Origin of the sequence: Rhodanobacter sp. B05 (genome assembly GCF_002001085.1) — a bacterium.
Taxonomy (GTDB): Bacteria; Pseudomonadota; Gammaproteobacteria; order Xanthomonadales; family Rhodanobacteraceae; genus Rhodanobacter.
Genome location: NZ_MUNU01000014.1, coordinates 110,518 through 134,259, shown reverse-complemented (window position 1 = coordinate 134,259; position 23,742 = coordinate 110,518). Strand labels below are relative to the sequence as shown.

At 63.7% G+C, this 23,742-nt stretch carries 19 protein-coding genes and 1 tRNA gene; all 20 read left to right on the top strand.

Annotated features, from left to right (window positions below; translation table 11 throughout):
• The first annotated feature begins 5 nt into the window (after window positions 1-5).
• The 20 genes from nuoH (at window position 6) to gyrA (ending at window position 23,693) form a co-directional block, all read left to right on the top strand.
• Window positions 6-1,058: an NADH-quinone oxidoreductase subunit NuoH gene (gene nuoH, locus B0E47_RS08045; RefSeq protein WP_077513766.1), complete on the top strand. Its 1,053-nt coding sequence runs from the start codon at window positions 6-8 to the stop codon at window positions 1,056-1,058.
• 3 nt (window positions 1,059-1,061) lie between these two features.
• Window positions 1,062-1,553 (top strand): NADH-quinone oxidoreductase subunit NuoI, encoded by a 492-nt coding sequence (gene nuoI, locus B0E47_RS08040; protein WP_077513503.1) that lies wholly within the window; start codon window positions 1,062-1,064, stop codon window positions 1,551-1,553.
• A gap of 9 nt (window positions 1,554-1,562) precedes the next feature.
• Window positions 1,563-2,219, top strand: coding sequence for an NADH-quinone oxidoreductase subunit J (locus B0E47_RS08035; protein WP_077513501.1), 657 nt, complete (start codon window positions 1,563-1,565; stop codon window positions 2,217-2,219).
• The gene (gene nuoK, locus B0E47_RS08030; RefSeq protein WP_077513500.1) at window positions 2,216-2,521 is read left to right on the top strand and encodes an NADH-quinone oxidoreductase subunit NuoK; all 306 of its coding nucleotides are present in this window, start codon (window positions 2,216-2,218) and stop codon (window positions 2,519-2,521) included. Before B0E47_RS08035 ends, nuoK begins: the two co-directional genes overlap by 4 nt.
• A gap of 4 nt (window positions 2,522-2,525) precedes the next feature.
• On the top strand, window positions 2,526-4,583 hold the full coding sequence (gene nuoL, locus B0E47_RS08025) for an NADH-quinone oxidoreductase subunit L (RefSeq protein ID WP_077513498.1): 2,058 nt from the start codon (window positions 2,526-2,528) through the stop codon (window positions 4,581-4,583).
• A 15-nt stretch (window positions 4,584-4,598) separates the two neighbouring features.
• The gene (locus B0E47_RS08020) at window positions 4,599-6,107 is read left to right on the top strand and encodes an NADH-quinone oxidoreductase subunit M (RefSeq protein WP_077513497.1); all 1,509 of its coding nucleotides are present in this window, start codon (window positions 4,599-4,601) and stop codon (window positions 6,105-6,107) included.
• 12 nt (window positions 6,108-6,119) lie between these two features.
• On the top strand, window positions 6,120-7,574 hold the full coding sequence (gene nuoN, locus B0E47_RS08015; protein ID WP_077513496.1) for an NADH-quinone oxidoreductase subunit NuoN: 1,455 nt from the start codon (window positions 6,120-6,122) through the stop codon (window positions 7,572-7,574).
• A gap of 110 nt (window positions 7,575-7,684) precedes the next feature.
• Window positions 7,685-7,761 (top strand) — tRNA-Met (locus tag B0E47_RS08010).
• 183 nt (window positions 7,762-7,944) lie between these two features.
• Window positions 7,945-8,478, top strand: a complete 534-nt coding sequence (rimP, locus tag B0E47_RS08005; protein ID WP_077513495.1) for a ribosome maturation factor RimP — start codon at window positions 7,945-7,947, stop codon at window positions 8,476-8,478.
• A gap of 103 nt (window positions 8,479-8,581) precedes the next feature.
• Window positions 8,582-10,087 (top strand): transcription termination factor NusA, encoded by a 1,506-nt coding sequence (gene nusA, locus B0E47_RS08000; RefSeq protein ID WP_077513493.1) that lies wholly within the window; start codon window positions 8,582-8,584, stop codon window positions 10,085-10,087.
• 133 nt (window positions 10,088-10,220) lie between these two features.
• A complete protein-coding gene (gene infB / locus B0E47_RS07995; protein WP_077513491.1) occupies window positions 10,221-12,986 on the top strand; it encodes a translation initiation factor IF-2 in 2,766 nt (921 codons plus the stop codon).
• A 188-nt stretch (window positions 12,987-13,174) separates the two neighbouring features.
• Entirely contained in the window at window positions 13,175-13,561 is a 387-nt protein-coding gene (gene rbfA, locus B0E47_RS07990) for a 30S ribosome-binding factor RbfA (RefSeq protein WP_077513489.1), read from the top strand.
• Between the two features lie 27 nt (window positions 13,562-13,588).
• On the top strand, window positions 13,589-14,515 hold the full coding sequence (truB, locus tag B0E47_RS07985) for a tRNA pseudouridine(55) synthase TruB (protein ID WP_077513487.1): 927 nt from the start codon (window positions 13,589-13,591) through the stop codon (window positions 14,513-14,515).
• Window positions 14,516-14,682: 167 nt separating this feature from the next.
• On the top strand, window positions 14,683-14,952 hold the full coding sequence (gene rpsO, locus B0E47_RS07980) for a 30S ribosomal protein S15 (RefSeq protein ID WP_008435593.1): 270 nt from the start codon (window positions 14,683-14,685) through the stop codon (window positions 14,950-14,952).
• A 97-nt stretch (window positions 14,953-15,049) separates the two neighbouring features.
• Window positions 15,050-17,164: a polyribonucleotide nucleotidyltransferase gene (gene pnp, locus B0E47_RS07975; protein ID WP_077513485.1), complete on the top strand. Its 2,115-nt coding sequence runs from the start codon at window positions 15,050-15,052 to the stop codon at window positions 17,162-17,164.
• A gap of 122 nt (window positions 17,165-17,286) precedes the next feature.
• Window positions 17,287-18,381, top strand: a complete 1,095-nt coding sequence (locus B0E47_RS07970) for a poly(R)-hydroxyalkanoic acid synthase subunit PhaE (protein ID WP_077513483.1) — start codon at window positions 17,287-17,289, stop codon at window positions 18,379-18,381.
• A gap of 12 nt (window positions 18,382-18,393) precedes the next feature.
• The gene (locus B0E47_RS07965; RefSeq protein WP_077513481.1) at window positions 18,394-19,461 is read left to right on the top strand and encodes a class III poly(R)-hydroxyalkanoic acid synthase subunit PhaC; all 1,068 of its coding nucleotides are present in this window, start codon (window positions 18,394-18,396) and stop codon (window positions 19,459-19,461) included.
• A gap of 25 nt (window positions 19,462-19,486) precedes the next feature.
• Window positions 19,487-19,672 (top strand): PspC domain-containing protein, encoded by a 186-nt coding sequence (locus tag B0E47_RS07960; protein ID WP_077513479.1) that lies wholly within the window; start codon window positions 19,487-19,489, stop codon window positions 19,670-19,672.
• A 57-nt stretch (window positions 19,673-19,729) separates the two neighbouring features.
• The gene (mtnA, locus tag B0E47_RS07955) at window positions 19,730-20,743 is read left to right on the top strand and encodes an S-methyl-5-thioribose-1-phosphate isomerase (RefSeq protein ID WP_077513477.1); all 1,014 of its coding nucleotides are present in this window, start codon (window positions 19,730-19,732) and stop codon (window positions 20,741-20,743) included.
• 334 nt (window positions 20,744-21,077) lie between these two features.
• Window positions 21,078-23,693, top strand: a complete 2,616-nt coding sequence (gene gyrA, locus B0E47_RS07950) for a DNA gyrase subunit A (protein WP_077513475.1) — start codon at window positions 21,078-21,080, stop codon at window positions 23,691-23,693.
• Window positions 23,694-23,742: the final 49 nt, after the last annotated feature.

Sequence of the window (23,742 nt, the reverse complement as noted above, 5' to 3'; positions counted from 1 at the left end):
GCATCATGGCCGATCAACTCATCAACCAGGTCTTGTGGCCGTTGATCTACATCCTGTGCATCGTGCTGCCGCTGGTGATCGCGGTGGCGATGTTCGTGTACTGGGAACGCAAGGTCATCGGCTGGATGCATGTGCGCCTGGGGCCGAACAAGATCGGCCCGTTCGGCGTGCTGCAGGCCTTCGCCGACGTGGTGAAGCTGCTGATCAAGGAAGTGATCCTGCCGACCAAGGCGAATCGCTTCCTGTATTTCATGGCACCGCTGCTGGCCCTGATTCCCGCGCTGGCGGCGTGGGCGGTGATTCCGTTCAGCAGCAAGATGGTGTTGTCGAACGCCAACGCCGGCATCCTGTACCTGCTGGCGATGACCTCGCTGGGCGTGTACGGCATCATCATCGCGGGCTGGGCCTCCAACTCGCGCTACGCGCTGCTCGGTGCGATGCGTTCGGCCGCCCAGGTGATTTCCTACGAGCTGGCGATGGGCCTTTGCCTGGTCTGCGTGCTGGTGCTGGCCGGCAGCCTCAACCTCACCGACATCGTCAACGCGCAGGCCGGTGGCAAGGGTCTGTTCGACTGGTTCTGGTTGCCGCTGCTGCCGGTGTTCGTGATCTATTTCATCTCCGGCGTGGCCGAGACCAACCGCGCACCGTTCGACATGGCCGAGGGCGAGTCGGAAATCGTCGCCGGCTTCCACGTGGAGTATTCCGGTTCGGCGTTCGCGATCTTCTTCCTGGCCGAATACGCCAACATGATCCTGATCAGCTTCCTGGCTTCGATCCTGTTCCTCGGCGGCTGGCTGAGCCCGTTGCAGGGTTGGATCCACGCCGACGCGCCGGACTGGATCAACTGGATCTGGACCGGCGGTTTCATCTGGCTGTTCATCAAGGCGTTCGTGATGAGCTTCCTGTTCCTGTGGTTCCGCGCCACCTTCCCGCGCTATCGCTACGACCAGATCATGCGGCTGGGCTGGAAGGTGCTTATCCCGATCGCCATCGTGTGGGTGATGGTCGCCGGCTGCATGAAATTTTTCGGCTGGGTCAGCATCGGTGCAGGGGCATAACCAATGAATTCGGTAATCCGCTATTTCAAGAGCCTGCTGCTGATCGAGCTGTTCCAGGGTATGGGGCTGACCATGCGCTACATGTTCAAGCCGAAGTACACCATGCGTTATCCGATGGAGCACATTCCGAAGTCGAACCGCTTCCGTGGGTTGCACGCGCTGCGTCGCTACGCGAACGGCGAGGAGCGTTGCATCGCCTGCAAGCTGTGCGAGGCGGTCTGCCCGGCACTGGCGATCACGATCGATTCGGCGCCGCGCGAGAGCGACGGCCAGCGCCGCACCACGCGCTACGACATCGATCTGTTCAAGTGCATCTATTGCGGCTTCTGCGAGGAGAGCTGCCCGGTCGATTCGATCGTGGAAACCTCGATCCATGAATACCATTTCGAGCATCGCGGCGAAAACGTGGTGACCAAGCAGCAACTGCTTGCCATCGGCGACCGCTTCGAGCAGCAGATCGCCGCCGACCGCGCGCAAGACGCGGCGTACCGCTGAGGCCCACCGATGAATCCCCAAACGCTGCAACTCATCTGTTTCTACGCCTTCGCCTTCGTCACCGTGATCGCGGCGCTGTCGGTGATCACGCTGAAGAACACGGTCCACGCGGTGCTGGCGCTGGTGCTCACGTTTTTCAGTTCCGCCTGTCTGTGGATGCTGTTGGAGGCCGAGTTTCTCGCGCTGGCGCTGATCGTGGTCTATGTCGGTGCGGTGATGGTGCTGTTCCTGTTCGTGGTGATGATGCTCGACATCGACCAGGAAAAAATGCGCGAGGGCTTCGTGAAGTTCCTGCCGGTCGGTCTGATCGTGGCCGTGGTCATGCTGGTCGAAATGCTCGGCCTGATCGGTGTGCGCGCGATGCATGCGCAGGTGATGGGCGCCAATCCTGCCGTCGCTGCGGGCATGTCGAACACGGCGTGGCTCGGCCAGGCGCTTTACACGAAGTTCCTGCTGCCGTTCGAGATCGCCGCGCTGATCCTCACCGTCGGCGTGGTGGCCGCGGTGGCGCTGACCTTGCGCGAGCGCCGCGATGCCCGTTACGAGTCGCCCAGCCAGCAGGTCAAGGTCGATCCGCGCGATCGCGTCCGCATCGTCAAGATGGCGGCGGTGCGTCCGCCGGCGGCGCCGGTCGATGACAACACGCCACAGGAGTCGCGCCCATGATCACCCTCGCGCACTACATCGTGCTCGGTGCGGTGCTGTTCTGCATCGCGGTCGCCGGCCTGTTCATCAACCGCAAGAACGTGATCGTGCTGCTGATGTCGATCGAGCTGATGCTGCTCGCGGTGAACATGAACTTCGTGGCGTTCTCGCGCTTCCTCGGCGACGTGTCGGGGCAGGTGTTCGTGTTCTTCATCCTTACCGTGGCTGCGGCGGAAGCTGCCATCGGCCTGGCGATCCTGGTGCTGCTGTTCCGCAATCGCAGCACGATCAATATCGCCGACATCGACAGCATGAAGGGCTGACCGCATGAGTCTCTCCACCTCCATCCTGCTGACGATCGCGCTGGCGCCGCTGGTGGGCTGCGTGCTTGCCGGCTTCCTCGGCAAGTTCCTTGGCCGCGCCGGCTCGCACAGCGTGACCATCCTCGGCGTGGCGATTTCCTGCGCGCTGTCGTTTTATGTGCTTTACCAGCTCACCCTGGGTGGCGCCGAGACGTACAACCAGAATATCTATACCTGGTTCCAGATCGGGCCGATCAATGCCAGCGTCGGCTTCCTGGTCGACCGCCTGACCGCGATGATGCTGGTGGTGGTGAGTTTCGTGTCGCTGCTGGTGCACGTCTACACCATCGGCTACATGGCCGACGACGATGGTTACACGCGCTTCTTCAGCTACATCTCGCTGTTCACCTTCTCGATGTTCATGCTGGTGATGAGCAACAACTTCATGCAGCTGTTCTTCGGCTGGGAAGCGGTGGGCCTGGTGTCGTATCTGCTGATCGGCTTCTGGTACAAGCGGCCGACCGCGATCTTCGCGAACCTGAAGGCGTTCCTGGTCAACCGCGTGGGCGACTTCGGCTTCCTTCTCGGCATTGCCGCCGTGCTGTATTTCCTGCATACGCTGGACTACGCCACCGCGTTCGGCACGGCGCCCAGCTTAATTGGCAAGACCCTGCAGATCACCGCCGGCACCCACTGGGAAGCGGCCACGGTGATCTGCATCTGCCTGTTCATCGGTGCGATGGGCAAGTCGGCACAGGTGCCGCTGCATGTGTGGCTGCCCGATTCGATGGAAGGCCCGACCCCGATCTCGGCACTGATCCACGCCGCGACGATGGTGACCGCCGGCATCTTCATGGTGGCGCGCATGTCGCCGCTGTTCGAACTGTCCTCGACCGCGCTCAGCTTCGTGCTGGTGATCGGCGCCACCACGGCGCTGTTCACCGGCTTGATCGGCATCGTGCAGAACGACATCAAGCGGGTGATCGCGTATTCCACGCTGTCGCAGCTCGGCTACATGACGGTGGCGCTGGGCGTGTCGATGTATGCCGGTGCCGTGTTCCACCTGATGACCCACGCATTCTTCAAGGCGCTGCTGTTCCTCGGCGCCGGCTCGGTGATCATCGCCATGCACCACGAGCAGGACATGCGCTACATGGGCGGCCTGCGCAAATACATGCCGATCACCTGGCTGACCATGTGGGCCGGCTCGCTGGCGTTGGTGGCGGTGCCGTTCACGTCGGGCTTCTACTCGAAAGACGCGATCATCGAAGCGGTCGGCGAATCGCATCGCTGGGGCGCGCACTATGCCTACTTCTGCGTGATGGCCGGCGCGCTGGTGACCGGGCTGTACACGTTCCGCCAGATGTACCTGACCTTCCATGGCAAGGAGCGCTTCACCGTGCTCGATCACCATGGTCACGGTCACGACGAGCATGACGCGCACGGACATCATGAACCGGGTGTGCTGGCGCATGCACCGAAGGAATCGCCGTGGGTGGTGACGCTGCCGCTGGTGCTGCTGGCGATCCCGTCGCTGCTGGTCGGCTTCTTCACGGTCGGGCCGGTGTTGTTCGGCCAGTGGTTCGGCAGCGCGATCCACGTGGATGAGGCCAACAACGTGCTCGGCGAACTGGGCCAGGAGTTCCACGGCTCGCTGGCGATGGCGCTGCACGGCTTCACCCAGCTGCCATTCCTGCTGGTGCTCGTCGCGTTCGTGACCACCACCTACATCTACCTGTTCAACCCGGCCATGGCTGGCAGGATCAAGTCTGCACTGAAGCCGTTGTGGACCGTGCTCGACCGCAAGTACTGGGTCGACGACGTCTACTTCGCACTGTTTGCCCGCGGTGGCGTCAGGCTCGGTCGCCTGTTCTGGAAGGCGGGTGACACGGCGGTGATCGACGACGTGATGGTCAACGGTTCGGTGGGCCTTGTTCACCGCATTGCCGCCACGATGCGCCGTCTGCAGTCGGGTTATCTGTATCACTACGCGTTCGCGATGATTCTTGGCCTGATCCTGCTGTTGGGCGGGTACTGGCTCTTCGGTTCCGGGCCGGTTGGTTCCGTCCTGGCCGGGCAATAAGGGAAGCAAGCACTCATGTTCAATCACTTGCTCAGCCTGCTGATCTGGCTCCCCGTTGTCGGCGCCATACCGGTGTTGCTCGCCGGCTCCACCCGTCCCGATCTGGCGCGCTGGCTGTCACTGCTGGTGGCGGTGCTGACCTTCGTGGTCAGCCTGTTCCTGCTGCTGCAGTACAAGCCGGACACCGGTGGCATGCAGCTCACCGAAAGTTACCTGTGGATCGCCTCGTGGGGCGTCCATTACGGGCTGGCGGTGGACGGCATTTCGGTCGCGCTGATCCTGATGACCACCTTCGTCGGCATCCTGGTGATCGTGGGCGCGTGGCAGGTGATCCAGGACAAGCCGCATCAGTACATGGCCGCGATGCTGATGCTGGAGGGTCTGCTGATCGGCGTGTTCTGCGCCACCGACGCGTTGCTGTTCTACGCGCTGTTCGAGGCGATCCTGATCCCGATGTTCATCCTGATCGGCGTCTGGGGCGGTCCGCGCCGGGTGTACGCCACGCTGAAGTTCTTCATCTACACGTTCTTCGGCTCGGTCTTCATGCTGATCGCGCTGCTGTACCTGTACCAGAAGGCGCACACGTTCGACCTGGCCACGCTGGCGGCACTGCCGTTGACGATGAAGGAGCAGACCTGGATCTTCTTCGCGTTCCTGATCGCGTTCGCAATCAAGGTGCCGATGGTGCCGGTGCACACCTGGCTGCCGGACGCCCATGTGGAGGCGCCTACCGGCGGTTCGGTGGTGCTGGCGGCGGTGATGCTGAAGGTAGGCACCTACGGAATGCTGCGTTTCATTCTTCCGATCGTGCCTGATGCCGGCGACCATTTTGCATGGATCATCATCGTCCTGAGCCTGATCGCGATCGTCTACATCGGCTATGTCGCGCTCGTGCAGGAAGACATGAAAAAGCTGGTGGCGTACTCGTCGGTGGCCCATATGGGCTTCGTCACGCTGGGCATCTTCATCGGGTTCCTGCTGGTGCGCGAGTCGGGCAATACCACCATGGCGATGCTCGGCATGCAGGGAGCGATGGTGCAGATGATCTCGCACGGTTTCGTTTCCGGCGCGATGTTCACCTGCATCGGCGTGATGTACGACCGCACGCATACCCGCCTGATCAAGGATTACGGTGGCGTGATCAACGTGATGCCGTGGTTCGGGTTCTTCTACGTGCTGTTCGCCATGGCCAACTGCGGCCTGCCTGGTACCAGCGGTTTCGTCGGCGAGTTCATGGTGATCCTGGCCAGCTTTGCGGCGAATCCGTGGATCGCGCTGTTCGCTGCGTTCACCCTGATCATCGGCGCGGGCTATACGTTGTGGCTGGTCAAGCGCGTGCTGTGGGGCGAGGTCACCAACGAACATGTGGCGCACATGAAGGAGATCAACGGGCGCGAGACGTTTGTGCTGGTCGCCTTCGCCGCCGCCGTGCTGGCCATCGGCATCTGGCCGCAGCCGCTGGTCCACCTGATGGACAGCTCGGTGTCGCAGCTGGTGCAGCAGCTCGCCATTCACAAGATTTGATCGGGACCGAACATGCCAACCTTGAATGACATCCTGATCATGTTGCCGGAGTTCTACCTGGTGGCGGCGGCGTGCCTGCTGTTGCTGCTGGACGCCTTCGTGAAGCCCGAGCAGCGCCCGCAATTGCACTGGATCGCGATCGCCGTGCTGCTGGTGGGGATCTACCTGGTGGTGGTCGGCCAGCCGGAGCAGGCGGTGACGGCGTTCGGCGGCATGTTCGTGCGCGATGACGTGGCCGAGATCCTCAAGGTGTTCGCGCTGGGCACCACCGCGATGGTGTTCGTCTACGCCCGCCCGTACCTGATCGACCGCAAGCTGCTGGGCGGGGAGTTCTACACGCTGATGATCTTCGCGGTGATCGGCATCATGCTGCTGGTCTCGGCCGGCAACCTGGTCACCGTGTACCTCGGGTTGGAACTGCTGTCGCTGTCGTCGTATGCGCTGGTGGCCATCAACCGCGACGCGAAGTTGCCGCCCGAGGCGGCGATCAAGTATTTCGTGCTGGGTGCGCTGGCTTCGGGCATGTTGTTGTATGGCATGTCGATGGTCTACGGTGCGTCGGGCATGGGTGGCAGGCCGACGCTGGATCTGGCGCAGTTGCATCATGTGATGAGCTACACCACGGCGCCGACGCTGCTGCTGTTCGGCCTGATCTTCATGATCGTGGGCATTGGTTTCAAGCTGGGCGCCGCGCCGTTCCACATGTGGATACCGGACGTCTACCAGGGTGCACCAACCCCGGTCACCACGTTCATCGCCTCCGGCTCCAAGCTGGCCGCGTTTGGCATGGCCTGGCGCCTGCTTGATGGCGGCCTCGGCGACCTGTCGCAGCACTGGCAGCTGATGCTGGCCGTGCTGGCGGTGATCTCGCTGGCAATCGGCAACCTGGTCGCGATCGTGCAGACCAACCTCAAGCGCATGCTGGCGTATTCCACGATTTCGCACATGGGCTATCTGTTGCTGGGACTGTCGGCAGCCGGTCCGGAGGGCTATGCGGCGGCGATGTTCTATGCGATCTGCTATGCCTTGATGGGCGTGGCAGCGTTCGGCGTCATCCTGGCGCTGTCGCGCGCCGGATTCGAGTGCGAGGAAATCGCCGACTTCAAGGGACTGAACCAGAAATCGCCATGGATGGCCTTCCTGATGCTGCTGGCCATGTTCTCGCTGGCCGGCGTGCCGCCGCTGTTCGGGTTCTGGGCCAAGGTGCTGGTGCTGGAGGCGGCGATCCACGCCAACATGCTGTGGCTGGCCATCGTCGGCATCGTGTTCGCGATCATCGGCCTGTACTACTACCTGCACGTGATCAAGGTGATGTACTTCGACAAGCCGGTCGACGGCAGTTCCGTGTCGTTGCAGCAGGACAAGCCATTGCGCATCGTGCTGTCGTTGAACGCGCTCTCGCTGCTCGCACTCGGCCTGTATTGGGGCCCGCTGCTGGGCTGGTGCCGGCGCGCATTCGGTCTGTGATGGCGCGGGCGGAGTGCGCGCAGGTGCGCTCCCGGCAAGCTTGCGCAACGATGCGACGCGGATCAGGCTTGCAAGAAACCGGCCACCCCGCTAAACTTCGCGGACTCTGATGCGGGGTGGAGCAGTCTGGCAGCTCGTCGGGCTCATAACCCGAAGGTCGCAGGTTCGAATCCTGCCCCCGCTACCAGATCTTTCTTGATGCAAGAAAGCCTCCTCGTGAGGCTTTTTTGTTGGCCGCAAGGATGCGCGGTGCCGCACTGCATGGCGGGCGTGGCACGCGGAAGGCTGCACGAGGAGGAACATCGGCGAGATAGGGAAATGGGCCGTTGGAGCCCATTTTTTGTTTCCGCGATCCGGTTCGGGTGAGTAGATGGATACACAGGCACTGGCACAACGTTTCAGCGAGGTACTGGCCGATCTGGGTCTGGAATGCCTCGGCGTGGAGTTCACCCCGTCGCACGGGCAGAGTACCCTGCGCGTTTACCTGGAGCTGCTGGACAAGGATGCGCCGGACGCGAGTGTCGACGCGGAGCGTCGCGAAGTGGGCATCGAGGACTGCGAGAAGGCCAGTCGGGAGCTCTCCGCCTTGCTCGACGTGGAAGATCCGATTCCCGGCCACTACGTGCTGGAAGTGTCCTCGCCGGGCATCGATCGACCGCTGTTCACGGCAGCACAGTTCGAAAAGGCCACCGGACAGGAAGTGAAGGTGTTGTTGAAGGCGCCACTGGAAGGGCGCCGTCGCCTGCGCGGAAAACTGACCTCGGTACGCGAAGGGCAGATCGCGCTGGAAGGCGAAGGCAGGACGTTCGAGTTCGGGCACTCCCTGGTGGAGAGTGCCCGCGTGGTGCCGGACTGGGTGGCGCTGGGTTACGCGCCGCAGCCCAAGCCCGGCGGCAAAAAGTAATTCAGTGCGGCCATCCATGGCCGCGTTCCAGGTTTTGTGTTCCGGAGTGGACACAACAATTCAACCATCGGTATCCGGACCGGATACTTACGGAGTTGCTGCAATGAGCAAAGAGCTTTTGCTGGTCGTCGACGCGGTCGCCAATGAAAAGGGCGTGCCGGAGGAAGTGATCTTCGAGGCGATGGAAGCCGCGCTGGCGTCGGCGGCGAAGAAGCGCTATCCGGACGAGGAGCCGGATATCCGCGTGGCGATCAATCACGACACCGGCGAGTACGAAACCTTCCGGCGCTGGGAGATCATTGCCGATGACGGCGAGATGGAATCGCCGTCGTACCAGCTGCGCCTGATGGATGCGCTGGACGAGCGTGCGGACGCCCAGGTCGGCGAGTACATCGAGCAGCAGGTCGAGAACGCCGAATTCGGTCGCATCGCCGCGCAGGCCGCCAAGCAGGTGATCGTGCAGCGCGTGCGCGAGGCCGAGCGCCAGCAGGTGGTGGACGCCTTCGCCGATCGCCTCGGCGAGCTGGTGACCGGCATCGTGAAGCGGGTCGAGCGCGGCAACATCTACCTCGACCTGGGCAGCAACGCCGAGGCATTCATCCCGCGCGACAAGACCATTCCGCGCGAGTCCGCGCGTGTCGGCGACCGCGTGCGCGGCTATCTCTACGAAGTGAAGTCCGAGGTGCGCGGGCCGCAGTTGTTCGTGTCGCGTGCGGCACCGGAGTTCATGATCGAGCTGTTCAAGCTGGAAGTGCCCGAAGTCGGCCAGGGCCTGGTCGAGATCAAGGGTTGCGCGCGCGATCCCGGCGATCGCGCCAAGATCGCGGTGCTGGCGCACGACAGCCGCACCGACCCGATCGGCGCCTGCATCGGCATGCGCGGTTCGCGCGTGCAGGCGGTGTCGAACGACCTCAACGGCGAGCGCGTCGACATCATCCTGTGGCACGAGAATCCGGCCCAGTTCGTGATCAACGCGATGGCACCGGCCGAGGTGCAGTCGATCATCATGGACGAGGAAAAGCATTCGATGGACATCGCGGTGGCCGAGGACAAACTGTCCCAGGCGATCGGTCGCGGTGGCCAGAACGTGCGCCTGGCGAGCAAGCTGACCGGCTGGCAGCTCAACGTGATGACCCAGGACCAGGTCACCGCCAAGAGCGAGGCGGAGCAGGAGGCGGCCCGGGCGTTGTTCATGGACAAGCTCGAGGTCGATCAGGAAATCGCCGTGATCCTGGTGCAGGAAGGCTTTTCCAGCATCGAGGAGATTGCCTACGTGCCCAGCGCCGAGTTGCTGGCGGTGGAGGGTTTCGACGAGGACATCGTCGAGGAACTTCGCGCCCGTGCCCGCGACGCCTTGCTGACCGAGGCGCTGGCGGTGGAGGAGGGCGTCGACGAGCACCAGCCATCCGAGGAACTGCTGGCACTGGAAGGCATGGACGAGACCACCGCCTACGCCCTGGCGGCACGCGAGGTAAGCACGGTGGACGACCTGGCCGACCTGGCCGTGGATGATCTGATCGACATCGAAGGCATGAACGAAGAACGTGCCGCCGCGTTGATCATGGCCGCGCGCGCACCGATGATTGCCCGGCTGGAGCAGGGCGGCTAGCCGTGGACACGGTGGCACCCTGGATGGGTGCGCCGGGAAGGGTCTGAAATGACTCTTCACCAAGGATGCGGGCGGCGGCGGACACCATGCCGCACGGAATGACAAGCGCGGGAACGGCGGAGCAGAGAACAGAATGTCGGACGTCACGATCAAACAACTCGCCCAGGTATTGGGCATGCCGGTAGACAAGCTGCTGACCCAGCTTGGCGAGGCGGGCATGAAATTCTCCGACCAGGAACAGGTCATCAGCAGCACCGAGAAGGTGAAGCTGCTGGGATTCCTGCGCCGTACACATGGCAAGAACGAGGCCGCCGCCGAGGTCGAGGACGCGGCACCACGCCAGATCACCCTCAGGCGACGTACCGTCGGCGAACTGAAGGTGGCCGGGTCCGGTGGCCGTGGTGCGGCCGCTTCGGCAAAGACCGTCAATGTCGAGGTGCGTGCCAAGCGCACCTACGTCAAGCGCAGCGTGATCGCCGAGGAAGCCAGCGCCGAGCCCGAACGCGAGGACGCGGTACGCAAGCTGCAGGAATCCAAGCAGCAGCGTGAGCAGGAAGATCGCGAGCGCCTCGATGCCGAGCAGCGTCGCGAGCACGAAGCGCAACAGCGCGCGCTCGACGAGCAGCAGCGCCAGCAGGAGTCGCAGCAAGCCGAGGCGGGAGCCACGGTGGCGGACAAGGCCCATGCGGACGACACCGCGATGGCAGCGACACCGGCAAGCCAGGACGCAGCCGACACGGGCGAGGACGACCCGACTGCCGTCCAGCGCATGGATCAGCGCGATCTGGGCATGATCCTGCCGCGCATCCATGAGCCGCGCAAACGCGAAAAGGTGGTCAAGCCGACACCAGTCCCCGCTGAACCGGTGGCCCCGCCGACAGCGGTGGCCGACTCGCCTCGCGCCAAGCCGAAGCACGCGCGCGAGCGCAACGAGGACGTCAACAGCAAGCAGGAGCGCGACGGCAGCAAGCGCTTCGCCGGCGGCCAGATGCATCTGAGCGAGGCCGATCGCGCACGTCGTTCGTCCAGCAGCAAGCGCGGCAAGTCCGGGCGCGGCGGCGGGCGCGAGACACTCCCCCGCGGCGGCACCAGTGCTTCCGCCGGCTCGCATGGCTTCTCGCGACCCACGGCGCCGGTGGTGCGTGAAGTCGTGGTGAGCGATACCAACATCGTCGCCGACCTGGCGCAGAAGATGGCGGTGAAGGGCTCGGAGGTGGTCAAGGCACTGTTCAAGATGGGCGTGATGGCGACTATCAACCAGACCATCGATCACGACACCGCCGTGCTGGTGGTCGAGGAACTCGGCCATACACCGGTGGCCGACAACCAGAACAACGCCGAGGACACCCTGGCTGCGCATACCCAGAGCGTCGAGCTGGAGGGCGAGAAAGTCACCCGTCCGCCGGTGGTGACGATCATGGGTCACGTCGATCACGGCAAGACCTCGTTGCTCGACTACATCCGCCGCACCAAGGTCGCCTCCGGCGAAGCGGGCGGCATTACCCAGCATATCGGCGCGTATCACGTGGAAACGTCCAAGGGCGTGATCACCTTCCTGGACACGCCCGGCCATGCCGCGTTCACCTCGATGCGCGCCCGTGGTGCGCAGTCGACCGATATCGTGATCCTGGTGGTGGCCGCCGACGATGGCGTGAAACCGCAGACGATCGAGGCGGTCAAGCACGCGCGCGCCGCCAAGGTGCCGTTGATCGTGGCGGTCAACAAGATGGACAAGGACGGCGCCAACCCGGACAACGTCAAGCAGGGCCTGGTCGCGCAGGAAGTGGTGCCGGAGGACTGGGGTGGCGACGTGCAGTTCGTGCCAGTGTCGGCCAAGACCGGCATGGGCGTCGAGGATCTGCTCGATGCGATCTCGATCCAGGCCGAAGTGATGGAATTGAAGGCGGTGGCCGACGGCCGTGCCTCCGGCGTGGTGATCGAATCCAGCCTGGACCGTGGCCGTGGCCCGGTCGCGACGGTGCTGGTGCAGCAGGGTACGTTGCGCCGCGGCGACTTCGTGGTCTGCGGCGTCGAATACGGCCGCATGCGCGCGCTGATCGACGAAACCGGCAAGCAGGTGAACGAAGCCGGCCCGTCGATCCCGGTGCAGGTGCTCGGCCTGTCCGGCGTGCCGGAAACCGGCGACGATTTCGTCTGCGTCGAGGATGAGCGTCTGGCCCGTGAAGTGGCGCAGGAGCGTGAGCTCAAGCGGCGCGAGACGCGGATGGTCAGCAAGAGCAACCGGCTCGAGGACATCATCGCCAAGATGGGTCAGGGCGTGGAGCAGCAGACGCTCAACATCCTGGTCAAGGGCGATGTACAGGGCTCGGTCGAGGCATTGCGCGAGTCGCTGACGCAGATCGGCAACGAGCGGGTCAGGGTCAACGTGGTCTCTTCCGGCGTGGGTGGCATCAACGAATCCGACGCCACCCTGGCGGCGGCTTCGAAGGCGCTGGTCATCGGCTTCAACGTGCGCGCCGATGCATCCGCGCGCAAGGTGATCGAGACGGCTGGCCTGGACGTGCGTTATTTCTCGATCATCTATGACGTGATCGACCAGGTGACCCAGGCCGCGACCGGCCTGCTCGGCATGGAAGTGCGCGAGGACATCATCGGTACTGCCGAAGTCCGCGACGTGTTCCGCAGCTCGAAGTTCGGCGCCGTGGCCGGTTGCATGGTCACCGAGGGCATGGTCAAGCGCAGCAAGCCGATCCGTGTGCTGCGCGACAACGTGGTGATCTTCGAAGGCGAGCTGGAATCGCTGCGCCGCTTCAAGGAGCTGGTCGACGAAGTGCGCAACGGCATGGAATGCGGCATCGCCGTGAAGCAGTACAACGACGTCAAGCCAGGCGACCAGATCGAGTGCTTCGAACGCACCGAAGTGGCCAGAACGCTGTAATTTTTTACCCCTCTCCCGTCGGCGACCCTTAGGGAGTCCCATTGCGGGTGAGAGGGGTTGGGGTGAGGGTTCCCGGCTTGCGCAGCCTTCCCGGCGCAGAGTTCAGTCAGGGTCGGGAACCCTCATCCGCCCCTTCGGGGCACCTTCTCCCGCAGGGAGAAGGGAAATCGTCCTTCGGAGCTTTTTTCATGCCCTCCCGCGACTTCAAACGAACCGACCGCATCGGTGCCGAACTGCGCCGCGAGCTTGGCTTGCTGGTGCACGCGGCGGTGCGCGACCACGGCCTGCCCTCGGTCAGTGTGTCGGACGTGGAGATCACCCGTGACCTGGACTGGGCCACGGTGTGGGTTACCGCGCTGATGCCCGAGCAGGGCCTTCCCGCGGTGAAGGCGCTGAACCAGATCAGCCACGAGATCCGTCATGCGCTGGCCCACAGCGGCATGCGCATGCGGCGGGTGCCCGAACTGAAATTCAAGTACGACGATTCGGTCGACAAGGGCGAGCGCATCGAATCGCTGTTGCGCGAGCAGGCGCGCGACCTGCCCCCGCGCGATGGCGACAAGCAGGACGATTGAGTCGACGGCCCGGATGTTGCTGAACCGATGAATCGTCCGCCGCGCATCAAGTCCCGTGACCTGCACGGCATCGTGTTGCTGGACAAGCCGCTGGGTCTGAGTTCCAACCAGGCCTTGCAGGCGGTGCGGCGCCTGTTGCGCGCGTCCAAGGGTGGTCACACCGGCGCGCTGGATCCGCTGGCCACCGGTTTGCTGCCACTGTGTTTTGGCGAGGCGACCAAGCTGGCCGGCAACCTGCTCGGCGCGCGCAAGGCCTATCTGGCGGAGTGCCGGCTCGGGGTCACCACCGACACGGCCGACAGCGAGGGCGAGGTCGTCCAGCAGCGTCCATTGCCAGCGCTCGATGACGCCGTGATCGAGGCTGCCCTGGCCAGGCTGCGTGGACGCATCCTGCAGGTGCCACCGATGTATTCGGCGTTGAAGCGGGATGGAGAACGGCTCTATGTCAAAGCGCGCCGTGGCGAGACCGTCGAGGTACCTCCACGCGAGGTCGATGTCCACCGGCTGGAGCTGCTGGCGCGCACCAGCGACAGCCTGCGGTTGCTGGTCGAATGCGGCTCCGGCACCTACGTGCGCTCGCTGGCGGCGGATCTGGGCGAGGACCTGGGCTGTGGCGCGCATCTGACCGCGTTGCGGCGGATCTGGGTCGAGCCGTTCCGTGAGCCGCGGATGGTCACGCTGGAGCAGTTGCAGCAGGCCGCGGAGCAGGGCGATACGTCGCTGCTGGCGTACCTGCTGCCGGTCGCCGCGGGCCTGTCCGACCTGCCGTCGGTACAACTGGATGACGTCCAGAGCTTGGCCATATCCCGCGGTCAGCGGATTCCATTGCCCGCATCATTCCCGGCGGGACGCTGCACCGCGTTTGCCAGCGATGGCGCGTTGCTGGCCTTGCTTGAAGTGGACGGGCAGCACTGCGCGCGCATCCTGCGCGGCTTCAACCTGCCGCCAGACTGACTGATTTGCCCGAAAACACCTCTGCGCACTTGTTGTGACACCACCACCATCAGTAGAATAGACAAGTTATTTCAACGCTTTCACTCAACTTGGGCGAAGCTTGCGCTTGCGTCATCGCGATGATGCAAGCGCAAGCTTCGCATCGCCTTTCAAGGAAACGTATACCCATGTCTCTTACCGCAGAACAGACCGGCAAGATCATTGCTGATTTCGGCCGCGTGCCGAACGATACCGGTTCGACCGAAGTCCAGGTGGCCCTGCTGTCCGCCCGCATCGACCATCTCACCGGCCACTTCAAGGATCACAAGCAGGATCATCATTCCCGCCGCGGCCTGCTGAAGCTGGTCAACCAGCGCAAGCGCCTGCTCAGCTACCTGAAGGATCGCGATCTGGCGCGCTATCAGACCCTGATCGAACGGCTCGGCCTGCGTCGGTAATTCGTGCGGGAGTAGTTTGTGCGTTCGTTCGTGAACGCTGAGATCAAGAAGCGGCCATCCCTGGCCGCACTCTCAAATAAAACTCAGGAATTCCAACGTGGCAAAAGTAACCAAGTCATTCCAGTACGGTAATCACGAAGTCACGCTGGAGACGGGCGAAATTGCCCGCCAGGCATCCGGCGCGGTCATGGCCAGCATGGGCGGCACCGTGGTGCTGGTCACCGCGGTCGCTGCGACCAAGCAGAAGGAAGGCCAGGATTTCTTCCCGCTCACCGTCGACTACGTGGAAAAGTTCTACTCCGCCGGCCGCATCCCCGGCGGCTTCTTCAAGCGTGAGGGCCGCCCGACCGAGAAGGAGACGCTGACCTCGCGCCTGATCGATCGTCCGGTGCGCCCGCTGTTCCCGGAAGACTTCAAGAACGAAGTGCAGGTGATCGCTCAGGTTGTCTCGCTGAACCCGGAAGTCGATGGCGACATCGTCGCCCTGCTCGGCGCCTCCGCCGCGCTGTCGCTGGCCGGCATCCCGTTCAAGGGCCCGATCGGCGCTGCCCGCGTCGGTTACGCCAACGGCAAATACCTGCTGAACCCGACGGCCACCGAGCTGAAGACCTCCGATCTGGACCTGGTCGTCGCCGGCACCGCTGGCGCCGTGCTGATGGTGGAATCCGAAGCGAAGCTGCTGTCTGAGGACGTCATGCTCGGCGCGGTAATGTTCGGTCACCAGCAGATGCAGACCGCGATCCGTGCGATCGCCGAACTGGCCACCGAAGCCGCCAAGCCGTCGTGGGACTGGAAGGCACCGGCGCGCAACGAGTCGCTGGTCACTGCCGTCAAGGGCGCGGTCGGCAATCAGCTGGCCGAAGCTTTCTCGGTGCGCGACAAGCTGGAGCGTCGCGACGCAATCTCCGCGATCAAGTCCGATGTGCTGGCGGGTCTCAAGGCGCAGGCCGAAGAGAACGGCTGGTCCAGCGCCGCGATGGCCAAGGAATTCGAGGAACTCGAATACCACACCATGCGCGACAGCGTGCTGAAGACCAAGGTGCGCATCGACGGTCGCCAGCTCGACGACGTGCGCGCGATCACCGCCCGTGTGGGCGTGCTGCCGCGTACCCATGGCTCGGCGCTGTTCACCCGCGGCGAGACGCAGGCGCTGGTCGTGATCACGCTGGGCACCACGCGTGACGCGCAGATCATCGACGCGCCGGGTGGCGAGTCGAAGGATCCGTTCCTGTTCCACTACAACTTCCCCCCGTTCTCGGTGGGTGAGGCCGGCCGTTTCGGTGCGCCGAAGCGTCGCGAGATCGGCCACGGCCGTCTTGCCAAGCGCGGCGTGCAGGCGGTCAAGCCGAGCATCGAGGAATTCCCGTACGTGGTGCGCGTGGTCTCGGAAATCACCGAGTCCAACGGTTCCTCGTCGATGGCCTCGGTGTGCGGTTCCTCGTTGGCGATGATGGACGCGGGCGTGCCGCTGAAGGCGCCGGTGGCCGGTATCGCGATGGGCCTGGTCAAGGAAGGCAACGACTTCGTCGTGCTGTCCGACATCCTGGGCGACGAGGATCATCTGGGCGACATGGATTTCAAGGTGGCTGGTAGCGCCGATGGCATCTCCGCGCTGCAGATGGACATCAAGATCGACGGCATCACCGAAGAGATCATGAAGGTTGCGCTGGCCCAGGCCAAGCAGGGCCGTCTGCACATCCTCGGCGAAATGGGCAAGGCGCTCACCACCGCCCGCACCGAGATGAGCGAGTTCGCGCCGCGCCTGATCACCATCAAGATCCATCCGGACAAGATCCGCGAAGTGATCGGCAAGGGCGGCGCCACCATCCGCTCGATCACCGAAGAAACCGGCACCACGATCGACATCAGCGACGACGGCACCATCATCATTGGTTCGGTCAATCGCGAGGCAGGCGAAGCGGCGAAGAAGCGCATCGAGCAGATCACTTCCGACGTCGAGCCGGGTCGCATCTACGAGGGCAAGGTCGCCAAGCTGATGGACTTCGGTGCCTTCGTGACGATCATGCCGGGCAAGGATGGTCTGGTGCACGTGTCGCAGATCTCCGACGAGCGGGTCGAGAAGGTTTCCGACAAGCTCAAGGAAGGCGACATCGTCAAGGTCAAGGTGCTGGAAGTCGACAAGCAGGGCCGCATCCGCCTGTCGATGAAGGCCGTGACCGAAGACGAGCGCGCCAGCGGCGCCACTGCCTGAGTTTCAAGGTCAGCGTGATTCCACAAGGCCCGGCATATGCCGGGCCTTGTGCGTTCTGCGACCGGTGATTATGCGCAACACGTTTTTGCTAGGATGCAGGAACCACGCATGAGGACGCACCGATGGCCGACCCCGCGAACGATTTCATCAGGGACTATCAGACCCTGGCGCAGCAATCCTGGGACGCCTGGACGCGCCAGCTGCTGCAGCAGCAGCAGCCCCAGCCTGTCGCCAATCCGTTTTTCACGCCGCCGCCGCCACCGGCTTCCGGCAACGACACGCTGGAACGCACCCTGGCCGGTCTGAAAGGATATTTCGACTGGATGCAGGGTGCCGCTGCCAACGGTGCCGCGGCCCAGCCGGTCGATTGGCGCCAGCAATTGCAGCAGTTGTTCGGTGGTGCCAGCCAGCCGTTTGCGCAGGCGTTCGGCGGCATCGACAGCGCCGGCGCGGAAGGCTTTGCGCGGCAATGGCAATCCTGGCAGCAGGCCGCGCAGCACGGCGGTTTTGGCGATCTGCCAGGTGCACATGGGCCGACGCCGGCGTTCGGCCAGGATCGCGAACAACAGATGAAGCAGCAGGCGATGGCAGCCGCCGTGCTGGCATCGTTGCAGGCCTCCGCGCGTTATCAGGCGTTGATCCAGCGCTCCAACACGCAGGCAATGCAGCGGCTGCAGGACAAGCTGGCCGAGCGTGCCGAGCCCGGTCGCCAGATCGATTCGCTGAAGGCGCTATACGACCTGTGGGTGGACGCTGCGGAAGAGGCCTACGCCGAGATCGCGCTGACCGATGAGTTTCGCGAAGTTTACGGCGAGATGGTCAACACCCAGATGCGCGTGCGCCAGATGCAGCAGCAGCAGACCGAACAGTTCTGCCAGCAACTCGGCGTACCGACGCGCAGCGAGGTGTCGAGCCTCGGCGAACGACTGCAAGCCTTGCGCCGGGAGTTCCGTGCCAGCTCCGCGCCGGCGACCGAAGATCATGCCGACGAGATCATGGCCTTGCGCCGTGAACTGGCTGCGCTGAAGCGTCAGTTCGCCAGTGGCTCGACCGCGGCTCCCACCACGAAGAAGGCTGCGCCTGCCAGGCCGGCGACTTCGGCGGTAAAAACGTCTGTTTCGAAGGCCCCGGCAAAGGTCGCGCGTACGGCGGTGGCCAGCAAGGCCAAGTCCAGCGCTGCACCCTCATCCCGCACCAGCCCGCGCAAGCGCAAGTAAGGAGACGCTGCCATGTACACGCCATTGCGCATCGACCCGACCAAGGCTCTGGGTGATATCGCCGCGTTCCAGCGCAAGCTTGCCGCCGGCATGGGCCATCTGCGCAGCATGCGCGAACCCGAGTATGCGAACACGCCGCGCGAGCTGGTCTACAGCGAAGACAAGCTGAAGGTGTGGCACTTCAAGGGCAGTCACAAGCCGACTGCGAAAACCCCGTTGCTGATTGTCTATGCGCTGGTCAACACGGTGTGGATGACCGATCTGCAGGCCGACCGGTCGATGGTGCGCAACCTGCTGGAGCAAGGCGAGGACGTCTACCTGATCGACTGGGGCTATCCCGACGGCGCCGATCGCTGGCTGACCCTGGACGATTACATCAACGGCTATCTCGATCGTTGCGTCGATGCGGTGCGCAAGCGTCACGATCTCGAAGCGATCAACCTGCTCGGTATCTGCCAGGGCGGCGCGTTCTCGCTGTGCTACACCGCGCTGCACGCGACCAAGGTGAAGAACCTGATCACCATGGTCACCCCGGTGGATTTCCACACACCGGACAACATGCTGTCGAGCTGGTGCCGCAGCATGGACGTGGACCTGTTCGTCGACACCATGGGCAACATCCCTGCCGGGCTGATGAACTACGTCTACCTCACGCTGAAGCCGGTGCGGCTGAACCAGCAGAAGTACATCGGCATGGTCGACATCCTGGACAACCCGACCGAGCTGGAGAACTTCCTGCGCATGGAACGCTGGATTTTCGATTCGCCGGATCAGGCCGGCGAAGCATTTCGCCAGTTCATCAAGGATTTCTACCAGGGCAACAAGCTGGTCAAGGGCACGCTCGAGATCGGCGGCAGACCGGTGGACCTGGGCATGGTGACGCAGCCGGTGCTGAACATCTTCGCCGAGCAGGATCACCTGGTGCCGCCGGATGCCTCGCGTGCGCTGGGCAGGCATGTCGGCACCACCGACTACACCCAGCTCGCGTTCAAGGGTGGCCATATCGGGATCTATGTATCCGGCCGTGCGCAGCGCGAGGTTCCGCCGGCTATCCATCAGTGGCTGAGTGCGAGAGACTGACGACTTTCCCTTCGAGGTCTTTGGCATGGAGAAACGTCTGTACCGTTCGCGCAACGACAGGAAGCTGGCCGGTGTCTGCGCGGGGATTGCCGAATATTACGGCTGGGACCCGACTCTGGTGCGGGTTGCCTGGATCGTGCTGACCCTGCTCGGCGGATCGGGCATCCTGATCTACCTGATCATGTGGCTGGTCATGCCCGAGGCGCCGTAAGCCCTCGGCCCGATCAGATAGCTGGCATCCGTTTGACTGAGCAGTAAAGACATACCCATGGATTACGACCGTTACGACCGCATCCGTGCCGTGCAATGGCAGGGTGATCATCTGCGACTGCTCGATCAGCGGCTGCTGCCGGGTGAGGAATGCTGGATCAACTGTGCCGACGCCGGCCAGATCACCCAGGCGATCAAGGATCTGGCCGTGCGTGGTGCGCCGGCGATCGGCATCGCCGCCGCGTGGGGTGTGGCGCTGGCAGCGAAACAGGGCGAACCACTCGACGAGGTGCTGACCACGCTGCGTGCCGCGCGCCCGACGGCGGTGAATCTGATGTGGGCGCTGGACCGGATGAAAAAGCGCATCGTGGCCGGTGCCGATGCCGCGGCGCTGGTGCGTGAGGCGCAGGCGATCCAGGACGAGGATCTGGCCGCCAATCGCAGGATGGGCGAGCTGGGCGCTGCGCTGATTCGCACACACTCCGGCGTGCTGACCCACTGCAATACCGGTTCGCTGGCGACCGCCGGCTTCGGCACGGCCCTGGGCGTGATCCGCGCCGGCGTGGCCATGGGCCGGATCGACCATGTGTATGCCGGCGAAACCCGGCCGTGGCAGCAGGGCGCGCGGCTGACCATGTGGGAGCTGGTGCGCGACGGCATCTCGGCCCAACTGATCGCCGATTCCGCCGCCGCGCATCTGATGAAGTCCGGTGCGGTGCAATGGGTGATCGTCGGCGCCGACCGGATCGCCGCCAACGGCGATACCGCGAACAAGATCGGCACCTATCAGTTGGCGATCGCCGCGAAATACCACGGCGTGAAATTCATGGTGGTGGCGCCGTCGTCCACGGTCGACATGGCCACCGGCAGCGGTGAGGAAATCGAGATCGAACTGCGCGATCCAGCCGAGCTGCTGAGTACGGCCGGCAAACGTACCGTGGTCGAAGGTGCGCGGGCGTGGAACCCGGTGTTCGACGTGGCACCAGCCGAACTGATCGATGCGATCGTGACCGAGCGCGGGGTGATCGAACGACCGAACAGCATCTCGATGCAGGCGATGTTCGGGTGGTGAAACTGTTTCGCGGTCCGCCCTGTTTGTCGTGGGCGCGGTGCTCAAATACGGCCTCGACGCGCTGCCGCCGCTGACCTGTTCGGATCCCACAAAAGGGCATGCGCTGGCCGCGGCCGCAGGCGCCATGCCTGCGGCACTGGTCAATTTTGCGGCGGCGCGAGAGGCACTTTTCGGGCATTCGGGAACGGCCTCGTAAGTCATTGATTTTCATGACTTAAATCCTGCCGTTTTGCGACCATTCGTGTTACACTTGACGGGTTGTTTTCGGGTCGCTCGCGCATGCGCTTGAGGCGCGTCGCCAGCGTCCTTTTTTTGTCCCCAGGGAAGCCGCTCAATGGCAGAAACCGCCAAAGAAATCATTCGCGTCAACATCGAAGACGAGATGCGCCAGAGCTATCTCGATTACGCCATGAGCGTGATCGTGGGCCGCGCCCTCCCGGATGTCCGCGATGGCCTGAAACCTGTGCATCGCCGCGTCCTGTTCGCGATGAACGAACTCGGCAATGTGTGGAACAAGCCGTACAAGAAGTCCGCCCGCGTGGTCGGCGACGTGATCGGTAAATACCATCCGCACGGCGACCAGTCGGTTTACGACGCGATCGTGCGCATGGCGCAGCCGTTTTCGTTGCGCTACATGCTGGTCGACGGGCAGGGCAACTTCGGTTCGGTCGATGGCGACAACGCCGCCGCGATGCGCTACACCGAAGTGCGCATGTCGCGGCTCACCCACGAGTTGCTCGCCGATATCGACAAGGACACCGTCGACTTCGGCTTCAACTACGACGAGAGCGAGCGTGAGCCGCTGGTACTGCCGTCGCGCGTGCCGAACCTGCTGGTCAACGGTTCCGCCGGCATTGCGGTGGGCATGGCCACCAACATTCCGCCGCACAATCTCAACGAGGTGATCGCGGCGACCATCGCGCTGATCGACGAGCCCGCGCTCTCGATCGACGAACTGATGCACTACATCCCGGGCCCGGACTTCCCGACCCACGGCATCATCAACGGCTCCTCCGGCATCATCGAGGCGTATCGCACCGGTCGTGGCCGCATCCTGGTGCGCGCGAAGGCCGAGATCGAAACCGAGCCGAACGGCCGCGAGACGATCATCGTCCACGAGCTGCCGTACCAGGTGAACAAGGCGCGGCTGATCGAGAAGATCGCCGAGCTGGTCAAGGAAAAGAAGCTCGAAGGCATCAGCGAGCTGCGCGACGAATCCGACAAGGACGGCATGCGCGTCGTCATCGAGATCCGCAAGGACGCGATGGGCGACGTGGTGCTGAACAACCTGTTCCAGCAGACCCAGCTGCAGGTCACCTTCGGCATCAACATGGTCGCCTTGCTGGATGGCCAGCCGAAACTGCTGAACCTCAAGGACATCCTCGAGGCGTTCGTCCGCCATCGTCGCGAGGTGGTCACCCGCCGCACCATCTTCGAGTTGCGCAAGGCACGTTCGCGCGCGCATATCCTCGAAGGCCTCACCGTGGCGCTGGCCAACATCGACGAGATGATCGAGTTGATCAAGACCTCGGCATCGCCCGCCGAGGCGCGCGAACGCATGGTTTCAAGGCGCTGGGAAGCGGGGCTGGTGCGGGCGCTGTTGTCCGCCACCGGCGCCGATGCCTCGCGGCCGGAAGACATGGACCCGCGCGACGGACTGAAGGACGACGGCTATCAGTTGTCCGAAGCGCAAGCGCTGGAAATCCTGGCGATGCGCCTGAACCGCCTGACCGGGCTGGAACAGGAAAAGCTTTCCGACGAATACCGGCAGATCCTCGACACCATCCGCGGCCTGATCGAGATCCTGGAGAATCCAAACCGCCTGCTGGAAGTGATCCGCGAAGAGCTCGATGCGATCAAGAGCGAATTCGGCGATGGCCGCCGCACCGAGATCCAGCATTCGCAGGAGGATCTCAACGTGCTCGACCTGATCGCGCCGGAAGACATGGTGGTCACCCTGTCGCATACCGGTTACATCAAGCGCCAGCCGGCCAGCACGTACCGCGCGCAGAAACGTGGCGGCAAGGGCCGCTCGGCTTCGGCGCTGAAGGACGAGGATGTGGTCGAGCAGTTGTGGGTGGTCAACACGCACGACACCTTGCTGGCCTTCACCAGCACCGGTCGGGTCTACTGGCTCAAGGTCTACCAGATCCCGGAAGCGGGCCCGGGCGCGCGTGGCAAGCCGATCATCAACCTGTTGCCACTGGGCGAGGGCGAGAAGGTGCAGGCGGTGTTGCCGATCCGCGAATACGCCGATGATCGCTTCGTGTTTTTCGCCACGAAGCACGGCACGGTCAAGAAGACCCCGCTGAGCGAATTCGCGTTCCAGCTGCAGAAGGGCAAGCTGGCGATCAGGCTCAATGACGACGATGCACTGGTCAACGTCGAGCTGACCGACGGCAACAGCGACATCCTGCTGTTCGCCTCCAACGGCAAGGTCAATCGTTTCGACGAGAACACCGTCCGCTCGATGGGCCGCACCGCCGCCGGCGTGCGCGGCATGAAGCTGCTCAAGGGCGCCGATGTGGTGTCACTGATCGTGGCGGCCGAGGGCGACATCCTCACCGCGACGGCGCGTGGCTACGGCAAGCGCACCGAACTGGCCGAGTTCACCAAGAAGGGCCGCGGCACCCAGGGCGTGATCGGCATCCAGTGTTCCGAGCGCAACGGCGCGCTGGTCGGTGCGGTGCAGGTCACCGAAGCACACGAGCTGATGCTGATCTCCAACCAGGGCACGCTGGTGCGTACCCGCGTGGCGGAGGTTTCGCAGCTGGGCCGCAACACGCAGGGCGTCACCTTGATCAAGCTGCCTGTGGATGAGGCCCTGGTCAGCGTGATGCGCCTGGATGCGGAAGATGACGCCGGTGACGAAGGTGCCGATCTCGATGGTGATGCACCGATGGGTGATGCCGGCTCGGAGAGCGTGAACTCCCCCGCTGCGGAAGAGTGACCCTGACGTCCTGAAACAGAAAGCCCCGGTCATGCCGGGGCTTTCCTTG